The organism is Rhodanobacter thiooxydans LCS2 (assembly GCF_000264375.1).
GTDB lineage: Bacteria > Pseudomonadota > Gammaproteobacteria > Xanthomonadales > Rhodanobacteraceae > Rhodanobacter > Rhodanobacter thiooxydans.
Window position 1 is genome coordinate 1 of sequence record NZ_AJXW01000045.1, and the last position, 8,404, is coordinate 8,404.

Genomic DNA, 8,404 nt, shown 5'->3' on the forward strand with positions numbered 1-8,404 from the left:
CTCCAGCGCCTCGCGCTCGGCGTTGACGCTCTGGCGCACGCCGCCGAAGGCGCCGTCGTTGACCGCGGCCAGGGTCTGGTCGGCCAGCGCATACGCGGCGGCCGCACCCTGCGCATCATGGAACAGCGAGTAGCGTTCGCCGGCCATGCGCAGCAACGATTCGGCCTCGTCCAGCAGCATGCCGTCGCGGCCGCTCAGGCTCTTCTCGGCCAGCTTGGCCACCGCGTCCTCGAGATGGCGCGTGCGCTCGGCCTGACCGAGCAGTTCCTCGCGCAGCGAACGGTTGACCTGGGCGGCGTCATCCAGCCGCTGGTTCAGGCTGCTGCGCTGGTCACCGAGGGTGGTCAGCGTGGTTTCCAGCGTGGCCACGCGCGGCTGCAGGCTGGCGATACTCTGGTTGTCGGCGGCGCTGCGTTGCTCTTGCTGCCATTGGCGCCAGCCGACGTAGCCGGAGACGCCCACCGCGAGCAGCGCCAGCAGCACCGCGAGTGCCAGGCTGCCGCCACTGCGCGGACGGGGAGCGGGTCGCGCCGGGCGCGAGGCGCGCATGGGTGGATCGATCGGCGCGGCGCCGGTCGCAGCGGAATCGGGACGGGCGCCCTCGGGCGCGGTGGACTCGCTCGGCTGGTCTACGTTGCTCATGCGCGCATGCTAGCAGCCCATACGGGCGCGTTCGTAGCACCGGCGTGAAAGGATCAGTGCTTGTGAAGAAAACCACTTCCTGTGGTTTTCTTCTATCGCGAGTCCGGCACATGTGTGCATGCCATCCATGGCATGCCCCCTGCGGGCCAGCCTGCGGCTGTTCAAATCCGGCGGATTTGTCCGGACTCGCTCACGCGAATCAGGCACTGACGTGCCCGATCTGCGCCCGGCCATGCATGGCCGGGCTTCGAGGTTGAAAAACTCGACCTCTCAGCCCGCGCGGGCGGCCGCGTCGAGCAGGTCGGCCGGAAGCGCCGAGGCGGCCGGCACAATGCGCGCGAACCCGGCCGCACGCGCCGCCAACGCCAGCCGCTCGCTGCTGACCACCGCGGTCGCTGCGCACAGCCGCGCCCACGCGGCCGCCGGCAACCCCTGCTGCAGGTGGTGCAGCGCCTCGGCGCTGGACAGCAGCACCTGCGCCGATGCCGGCAAGCGCAGCAACGCCTCGAAGTGACGCCGGTCCAGCCGCGGCGGTACCCGCCGGTAGACATGCACCTCCTGCAACTGCGCGCCACGGGCGGCAAGCTGTTCGCGCAGCACGCCGCGGCCGCCGGGCGCGCCGACCAGCGCCACCCGGCGACCGCGCAGCTCGCGCAAGCCGGGATGTTCGAGCAGGCCTTCGCTGTCCTGCCGCTGCGGCGCCAGCGGCGCGGCGACGCCGTGCCGGCGCAAGGCCCGCGCAGTACCCTGACCCACCGCCAGCACCGCGGCCGTGGTTCGCAGCGGCAACAAGGCGGCGGCGTGGCGTACCGCGGCCGGGCTGGTGAAGAGGATCAGCTCCGCCGCCAGCGCCGCGCGCAGGCCACGACGCGCGTCGCCCGCATCCGCCACGCCACGCAGGGCCAGACCCGGCAGCAGCAGCGGCACGCCGCCGAGTGCTCGCACCCGGCGCGCCAGTGCCGACGCGGTGCCGGCCGGACGGGTGATCACCACGGTGCGGCCGCGCAGATCCGGCTTGTTCCGGGAGGGTTGTCGTGCGGCCACTGTCATGGCCCCAGTGTAGCGGTCGCCCTACACTGACGGGCTTTCCCTCCCCCGGAACCCCGCCCACGTGAGCAGCACCGACGATGCCACCCTGCACGCGCAGCAGCTGATCCGCTTCATCCGCGACGAAATCCCGCTGGCCCGTGCGATGGACCTGCAACTGGCCGGCTGCGACGACGGGCACCTGGCCCTGCGCGCACCGCTGGCGCCGAACGTCAACGACAAGGGTTGCGCGTTCGGCGGCAGTCTGGTCAGCCTGATGACCCTGAGCGGCTGGGCGCTGGTGGAACTGGCGCTGCGCCGGCGCGGACTGGACTGCGACGTGTTCGTCGCCGAATCGACCGTGCGCTACCTAGCGCCGCTGTGGCAGGACTTCCGCAGCGAGGCACGGCTCGCCGCCGATGCCGACTGGACCACCTTCTTCAGCACGCTCGACGCACGCGGCAAGGCGCGCATCGGCGTCGATTGCGTGGTGAACGACGAGAACGGCGCGCCTGCCTGCACCCTGGGCGCGCGCTTCGTCGCCAAACGCCGCGGCTGAAGTCGCTCGCCGCCACTTGGTGCAGAATGGTCGGATATCCATTGGGGAAGGAGCCACTCATGCGTCGCATCCTGAGCATTCTCGTCGTGCTGTCCGTGCTGCTGCTGGCCGGCTGCGCCACCAAGACCCGCAGCGACGCGCTGACCACTACCCTGAAGGCCTACGGCAGCACGTTGCGCTGGGGCGATTTCCGCAGCGCCGCGCAGTTCATCGACCCGGCGGTGCGCACCGCCCATCCGCTGACCCCGCTGCAACTGGCGCGCTACCAGCAGGTGCGGGTGAGCGAGTACGACGACGGCGCCGGCCCGGTGCCGAGCGGCGACTTCGACGTGCAGCAGACCGTGCTGATCAACCTGGTCAACATCCACACCCAGTCCGAGCGCAGCGTGGTCGACCACCAGCGCTGGCACTACGACGAGAAGGCCAAGCACTGGTGGCTGACCAGCGGCCTACCGGACATCACCCAGGACTAAGCCGCGCGCGCCGCGACATATCCGTATAATTACCGGTTTACCCGAACTGGTGCGGCCACGGCACCTGTGGACTGACGATGAACGATTTCCTGCACAAGCTGCCCGAATTTGTCGGCAACCATGCCGCCTTGTCCGCCCTGTTCGTGATCCTGCTGCTGGCGCTGATCGCCATGCAGGTCAGTACGCTGTTCAGCAAGGTCAAGGAGCTCAGCCCGGCCGGGCTGACCCAGCTGATCAACCGCGAAAGCCCGCTGCTGATCGACCTGTCGGCGATTGCCGAGTTCGAGAAGATGCACGTGCCCGGCGCCCGCCACGTGGCGATGAGCCAGTTCGACCCCGAGCACAAGGACTTGGCCAAGGCGAAGGAACTGCCGGTGGTGGTGATGGACAAGGACGGCCGCGGCAATTCGCTGAAGGCCTCGCAGCGACTGGCCAAGGCCGGCTTTGGCAAGGTCTACACGCTGGGCGGCGGCGTGTTGGCCTGGCACGCGGCGCAGCTGCCGGTAGCCAAGGGCAACCGCTAGGAGCACGCTGGCGCGCGGTGCTTCTGCTTTTGCTTTTGCAAGTCCCGAACCCCGGCTCTCAACAGACGAACGTCTGGTCATCCCGGCTCCAAGAGCATCGCCCGCGAGCGGGCTCCTACGGCAGCGGCAGGTCGTGGATGCCGGCGCGGCCGGCGATGATCTGCGCCAGCACGTCCGGCGCGTACTCGAACGAGTCGTAGTACAGCCGATCCTCCGACAGCCCCGCGGCGAGGAACAGCGGGCGCGCGGCGTCGATCATCGCCGGCGGGCCGCTCATGTACAGGTCGTGGCCGGAGAGGTCGGGCTGGTCGGCCAGCACCGCCTCGTGCACCAGCCCCGTGCGCAGGCCATCGGCGAGCTCGGGGTGGGAAACCACGGCGTGGAACGTCAGGTTCGGCACCTCGCGCGCCCACCGCTCGGCCAGCGCGCGCAGGTACAGGTCTGCCGCGCTGCGCGCGCCCCAGTACAGCCGCATCGGCCGGCGCGTGCCCAGTGCAATGAAGTGTTCGACGATCGCCTTGACCGGGGCGAAGCCGGTGCCGCCGGCCATGAAGATCATCGGCCGCTCGGAATCCTCGCGCGGCACGAAGGTGCCCAGCGGCCCCTCCACGCGCAGGCGGTCGCCGACCTTGAGCACGTCGTTGACCCACGAGGTGAAGCCGCCACCGGCGACATGGCGCACGTGCAGCTCGATCGAACCGTCCCGCTGCGGGCCATTGGCGATCGAGAACGGCCGGCGCCGGCCGTCCTCCAGCAGCACGTCCAGGTACTGGCCGGGCAGCCGCCGCAGCCGGCGCTCGCCGCGGTCCGGCAGCAGGCGCAGGCCGATCACGTCCGTCGCCAGCCGCCACTTGTCCGCCACCACTACGCCGAGCTGGCGCCGCGCGATGTCCTCCACCGAGGCCACCTCGCGCGCTTCCAGCAGCAGGTCGCCGCACGGCACCGCCTGGCACGGCAGCACCGCGTGATGGGCCAGCGCGCCGGCATCCAGCGCCAGCGGCGGGTTGCGCGGGTATTCGCAGCGCCCTTCCAGCAGGGTCGCCTTGCAGCTGCCGCAGACGCCGGCGCGGCAGGAATACGGCAACGCCACGCCCGCGCGCTGCGCCGCTTCCAGCACGGTCTCGCCGGGGGCCACCGGAAAGCGGCGGCCGGAAGATTTGAGGGTGACGATGGGCACTGGGTGCATTGTCGCGACGATCACAGCGGACAACAATGCGGGTTCGCTTTACGGGAATCAACGATGAGCCTCTGGAAACAATCCACCGACCTCGCCCGCCTCAACGGCTGGAGCGCCAACACGCTGATGGAGACGCTGGGCATCCGCATCACCGCGGTCGGCGACGACTGGCTCGCCGGCAGCATGCCGGTGGACGCGCGCACCCATCAGCCCTACGGCCTGCTGCACGGCGGCGCCTCGGTGGCACTGGCCGAGACGCTGGGCAGCACCGCGGCCATGCTCACGCTCGATCCCGAGAAGGAACTGGCGGTGGGCCTGGACATCAACGCCAACCACGTGCGCGGCGTGCGCGAGGGCACCGTTACCGGCACCGCGAAGGCGCTGCATATCGGCCGCACCACCCAGGTGTGGGAAATCCGCATCGAGACCGAAGACGATGCGCTGGTGTGCATCTCGCGCATCACCATGGCAGTGATCCCCGCGCGCGGCCTGGGCGTGCGTTGATCGTGACGTTCCAGCGAGCACCCGCCCCTCACCTCAATCCTCTCCCCTGCGTGGGGAGAGCAGGCGAACGAAAGAGGCGCGGTACCCGATGACAGCCGACACGCCGTACGCCACCCTCACCCCCGACCTCGTGCTCGACGCGGTGAGCGCCTGCGGCCTGTGGCCGGACGGCCGCCTGCTCGCGCTGAACAGCTACGAGAACCGGGTGTGGCAGGTGGGCCTGGAACACGACGGATTGGAGCCGGCCGCACCGGTGATCGCGAAGTTCTACCGGCCCGGCCGCTGGAGCGACGCGGCGATCATCGAGGAACACGCGTTCACCCAGGAACTGGCCGGGGCCGAACTGCCGGTGGTGGCGCCGCTGGCCTTCGGCGGCCGCACCCTGCTGCACCACGGCGGCTTCCGCTACGCGCTGACGCCGCGCCGCGGTGGTCGCGCGCCGGAGCTGGAGGCGACCGATCAACTGCAGTGGCTGGGCCGGCTGATCGCACGTCTGCATCTGGTCGGCGCGCGAGCACCGTTCGCGCATCGCGGCCGGCTCGACCGCGACACGATGGTGCAGCAGCCGATGCATGCGGTGCTCGCCTCGTCGCTGCTGCCCGCCGCACTGCAGGTGAACTACCGTGCCACCGCGACGCGGCTGGATGCGGCGATCGCCGCACGCCTGGAAGCGGTCGGTCCGGTACGCCAGCTGCGCCTGCACGGCGACTGCCACCCCGGCAACCTGCTGTGGACCGATGCCGGCCCGCACTTCGTCGATTTCGACGACGCCCGCAGCGGCCCCGCCGTGCAGGACCTGTGGATGCTCGCCAACGACGAGCGCGCGATGGACGCCGTGCTCGAGGGCTACCGGCAGTTCCGCCCGTTCGACCACGCCGAGCTGGCGCTGGTGCCGGCGCTGCGTGCGATGCGCCAGCTGCACTACGCCGGCTGGATCGCCGCGCGCTGGCACGACCCGGCGTTTCCCGCCGCGTTCCCATTCGCCGCCGAATCGCGCTGGTGGGACCAGCACGTCGCCGACCTGCACGAGCTGGCCGACACGCTCGAATAGCTCCACAACCAGGTAGGAGCCCGCTTGCGGGCGATGCTTTTGCTTCTGCGAATCCCGAATCCCGGCTCCAAAAGCATCGCCCGCAAGCGGGCTCCTACCGCAAGAACTTCCTTCCGCGCACGCAAACGGGCATGCTTGGACGGATACCCGCGAGCCGAGCATCCCATGAAGCGATCCAAGACCGCCGCCCTGCTGCTGATGAGCACGGCCCCGCTGTTGCTGACTGCCTGCGACCGCAGCGAAAGCGCGTCGCGCGAAGGTCTGTACACCTCGGTCGAGGCCTGCGTGGCGCAGACCAACGACCGCGATACCTGCCAGCAGGCGTTCGCCAAGGCACAGCAGGACGCGACGGCCACCGCGCCGCGCTTCGCCAACCGCAAGGCGTGCGAGGCCAGCTACGGCAAGGAGCAGTGCGCCGAACGCAGCGATGGCGCCAGCCATTCGTTCTTCGGCCCGCTGATGACCGGCTTCTTCCTGTCGCAGATGATGTCGCGCAACGGCGTGGCCGCGAACGGCTTCAACAGCGCGCCGGCGTTCCGCGACAGCAACGGCGGCTGGCAGCGCCCCGCCACCGGCGCCGGCGGCGTCTACCGCGGCGGAGCTGGCACCGCGATGGTGCCGGTCAACGCCACGCCGAACCGCGCGGTCACGGTCAGCCGTTCCGGCTTCGGCAGCTCCGGCAGCAGCCGCGGCATCGGCGGCTGATGCGCCGCGTCGTCACCACCGCGCGCCCCGACTGGCGCGCGAAGGCCGCCGAGTGCGGCTTCGGCTTCCACACCATCGACGACGCACCGTACTGGGACGAGTCGGCGTACTACGCGTTCACCCTGCGCGAGATCGAGCACGGCCTCGAAGCGCCCAGCGAAGAACTGCACGCGATGGCGCTGGACATGGTCGAGCGCATCGTGGGCAGCGAGCGGCACATGCAGCAGCTGGCGATCCCCGAGCCGTACCGCGACTGGATCGCACAAAGCTGGCGCCAGCGCGACCCGCACCTCTACGGCCGCCTGGATTTCGCCTACGACGGCACCGGTCCGGCCAAGCTCTACGAGCTGAACTACGACACGCCGACCTCGCTGTTCGAGGCCGCGTTCTTCCAGTGGCAATGGCTGGAAGACCAGCTCGCGCGCGGCCAGCTGCCGGCCGGCAGCGACCAGTTCAACTCGATCTACGAGTCACTGGTGGAGGCGTTCGGCACCATTGCGCGCCGGATCGCGCGACCGTTCCACTTCGCCGCCGTGCGCGCTTCGGCGGAGGACCAGGGCACCGTGGCCTACCTGCGCGACTGCGCGCTGCAGGCCGGCATCGACTGCGGGCTGCTGGCGATCGAGGACATCGGCCTGTCCGAGGACGGCCGCTTCACCGACCTCGACGACCAGGTGATCGGCTGCCTGTTCAAGCTGTACCCGCTGGAGGATCTGTTCCGCGAGTCGTTCGGCGCGTACCTGCCGCGCGCAGGTCTGCAGCTGATCGAACCGCCGTGGAAGGCGCTGCTGAGCAACAAGGGCATCCTGCCGCTGCTGTGGGAAGCACACCCGGGCCATCCGAACCTGCTGCCGGCGATGTTCGACGATGGCGGCGAGCTGCCGCGCGGCTGGGTGCGCAAGCCGCTGCACTCGCGCGAGGGCGCCAATATCGCGATGCGCCTGGACGACGGCCGCCAGCTCGCCACCGGCGGCCCCTACGACGGTCCATGCATCCGCCAGGCCTGCCACCCGCTGCCGGCGTTCGACGGCCACCATCCGCTGCTCGGCAGCTGGGTGGTCGGCGACCGCGCCTGCGGCATCGGCATCCGCGAGGACAGCACGCTGATCACCCAGGACAGCGCGCGCTTTGTGCCGCATGCGATCATCGAGGAAGCACGCGGCGTGCTGATCGCCTGAGAGCCCGCGCGCCGACAGCTTCCGGCGCGGGGTTTCCGGAGACTTCAGACAGGCTCTAAGCTTGCGTCTTTTTCCGCACAAGGCCTCGCATGCGCACCGTCCTGTTCCGCCTGATCGGCGCCCTCGAAATCGCCGGCGGTTTCTACGGCGTGGCCGCGATGCTGCGCCGGTTGCTGCCGTTCGGCGCGCACGACAGCCTGGTCGCCCTGCTCGGCCTGGCGTTGTACGGCTTCGTGCTGGCCGCGGGCATCCAACTGGTCGCCGGCAGCGAGCACGGCGTGCGCATGTCGCGCTGGGCGCAGCTGCTGCAGCTGCCGCTGATCGCCACGCCGCTGTTCAGCTACGCCCTGCACTGCGGCGCTTTCGTCAACGTGTTCGCCACCCTGCAGACCGCGCCGCGACTGGGCCTGGACTGGCACTTCGGCACGCAGGGTTTCGTGCTGGCCGCGGCCGGCCCGGCGGTATCACGACTGGGCATCAACCTGCTCGCCCTGCTCTCCTGGCTGGTGCTGCGCCTGCGCTGACGCTCTTGCTCCCTCCCCTGCGACGCAGGGGAGGGCCGGGG

Annotated in this window: 11 protein-coding genes; 8 read left to right on the forward strand and 3 right to left on the reverse strand. The window is 70.3% G+C overall.

Annotation, left to right across the window (positions count from 1 at the left end; genetic code table 11):
* Together UUA_RS10415 and UUA_RS10420 are read right to left on the reverse strand one after the other, a co-directional pair.
* A partial coding sequence (locus tag UUA_RS10415; RefSeq protein ID WP_008436596.1) for a uroporphyrinogen-III C-methyltransferase occupies positions 1-642 on the reverse strand: 642 nt, incomplete at its 3' end.
* A gap of 270 nt (positions 643-912) precedes the next feature.
* Complete coding sequence (locus tag UUA_RS10420; protein WP_008436597.1) at positions 913-1,692, reverse strand: uroporphyrinogen-III synthase; 780 nt, start codon at positions 1,690-1,692, stop codon at positions 913-915.
* 61 nt (positions 1,693-1,753) lie between these two features.
* Here UUA_RS10420 and UUA_RS10425 point away from each other — a divergent pair, with 61 nt between their 5' ends.
* The 3 genes from UUA_RS10425 (at position 1,754) to UUA_RS10435 (ending at position 3,224) form a co-directional block, all read left to right on the forward strand.
* The gene (locus UUA_RS10425) at positions 1,754-2,227 is read left to right on the forward strand and encodes a YiiD C-terminal domain-containing protein (RefSeq protein ID WP_008436598.1); all 474 of its coding nucleotides are present in this window, start codon (positions 1,754-1,756) and stop codon (positions 2,225-2,227) included.
* A gap of 59 nt (positions 2,228-2,286) precedes the next feature.
* Positions 2,287-2,700 (forward strand): hypothetical protein, encoded by a 414-nt coding sequence (locus UUA_RS10430; RefSeq protein ID WP_008436600.1) that lies wholly within the window; start codon positions 2,287-2,289, stop codon positions 2,698-2,700.
* Positions 2,701-2,777: 77 nt separating this feature from the next.
* Positions 2,778-3,224: a rhodanese-like domain-containing protein gene (locus tag UUA_RS10435; protein WP_008436602.1), complete on the forward strand. Its 447-nt coding sequence runs from the start codon at positions 2,778-2,780 to the stop codon at positions 3,222-3,224.
* A 115-nt stretch (positions 3,225-3,339) separates the two neighbouring features.
* Here the strand turns inward: UUA_RS10435 and UUA_RS10440 are convergent, their stop codons facing one another.
* Positions 3,340-4,410, reverse strand: coding sequence for a 2Fe-2S iron-sulfur cluster-binding protein (locus tag UUA_RS10440; protein WP_039953828.1), 1,071 nt, complete (start codon positions 4,408-4,410; stop codon positions 3,340-3,342).
* 54 nt (positions 4,411-4,464) lie between these two features.
* On the opposite strand from UUA_RS10440, the gene UUA_RS10445 reads away from it, so the two are divergent.
* From UUA_RS10445 to UUA_RS10465, 5 genes are all read left to right on the forward strand, one after another.
* Entirely contained in the window at positions 4,465-4,905 is a 441-nt protein-coding gene (locus UUA_RS10445) for a hotdog fold thioesterase (RefSeq protein WP_008436604.1), read from the forward strand.
* An 88-nt stretch (positions 4,906-4,993) separates the two neighbouring features.
* Positions 4,994-5,956, forward strand: coding sequence for a serine/threonine protein kinase (locus UUA_RS10450; RefSeq protein ID WP_008436605.1), 963 nt, complete (start codon positions 4,994-4,996; stop codon positions 5,954-5,956).
* Between the two features lie 165 nt (positions 5,957-6,121).
* Positions 6,122-6,661 carry a DUF1190 domain-containing protein gene (locus tag UUA_RS10455; RefSeq protein ID WP_008436606.1) on the forward strand — a complete coding sequence of 180 codons (540 nt, stop codon included), beginning with the start codon at positions 6,122-6,124 and terminating at the stop codon, positions 6,659-6,661.
* A complete protein-coding gene (locus UUA_RS10460) occupies positions 6,661-7,839 on the forward strand; it encodes a glutathionylspermidine synthase family protein (protein ID WP_008436607.1) in 1,179 nt (392 codons plus the stop codon). The genes UUA_RS10455 and UUA_RS10460 overlap by 1 nt, the downstream gene beginning before the upstream one ends.
* An 89-nt stretch (positions 7,840-7,928) precedes the next feature.
* Positions 7,929-8,363: a hypothetical protein gene (locus UUA_RS10465; RefSeq protein WP_008436615.1), complete on the forward strand. Its 435-nt coding sequence runs from the start codon at positions 7,929-7,931 to the stop codon at positions 8,361-8,363.
* Positions 8,364-8,404: the final 41 nt, after the last annotated feature.

Excerpts from the sequence above, each read along its gene's own strand:
- UUA_RS10420 (WP_008436597.1), bottom strand. The coding sequence starts at position 1,692 with ATGACAGTGGCCGCACGACAACCCTCCCGGAACAAGCCGGATCTGCGC.
- UUA_RS10450 (WP_008436605.1), top strand. The coding sequence starts at position 4,994 with ATGACAGCCGACACGCCGTACGCCACCCTCACCCCCGACCTCGTGCTC.
- UUA_RS10435 (WP_008436602.1), top strand. The coding sequence starts at position 2,778 with ATGAACGATTTCCTGCACAAGCTGCCCGAATTTGTCGGCAACCATGCC.
- UUA_RS10430 (WP_008436600.1), top strand. The coding sequence starts at position 2,287 with ATGCGTCGCATCCTGAGCATTCTCGTCGTGCTGTCCGTGCTGCTGCTG.
- UUA_RS10440 (WP_039953828.1), bottom strand. The coding sequence starts at position 4,410 with ATGCACCCAGTGCCCATCGTCACCCTCAAATCTTCCGGCCGCCGCTTT.
- UUA_RS10465 (WP_008436615.1), top strand. The coding sequence starts at position 7,929 with ATGCGCACCGTCCTGTTCCGCCTGATCGGCGCCCTCGAAATCGCCGGC.
- UUA_RS10445 (WP_008436604.1), top strand. The coding sequence starts at position 4,465 with ATGAGCCTCTGGAAACAATCCACCGACCTCGCCCGCCTCAACGGCTGG.
- UUA_RS10455 (WP_008436606.1), top strand. The coding sequence starts at position 6,122 with ATGAAGCGATCCAAGACCGCCGCCCTGCTGCTGATGAGCACGGCCCCG.
- UUA_RS10460 (WP_008436607.1), top strand. The coding sequence starts at position 6,661 with ATGCGCCGCGTCGTCACCACCGCGCGCCCCGACTGGCGCGCGAAGGCC.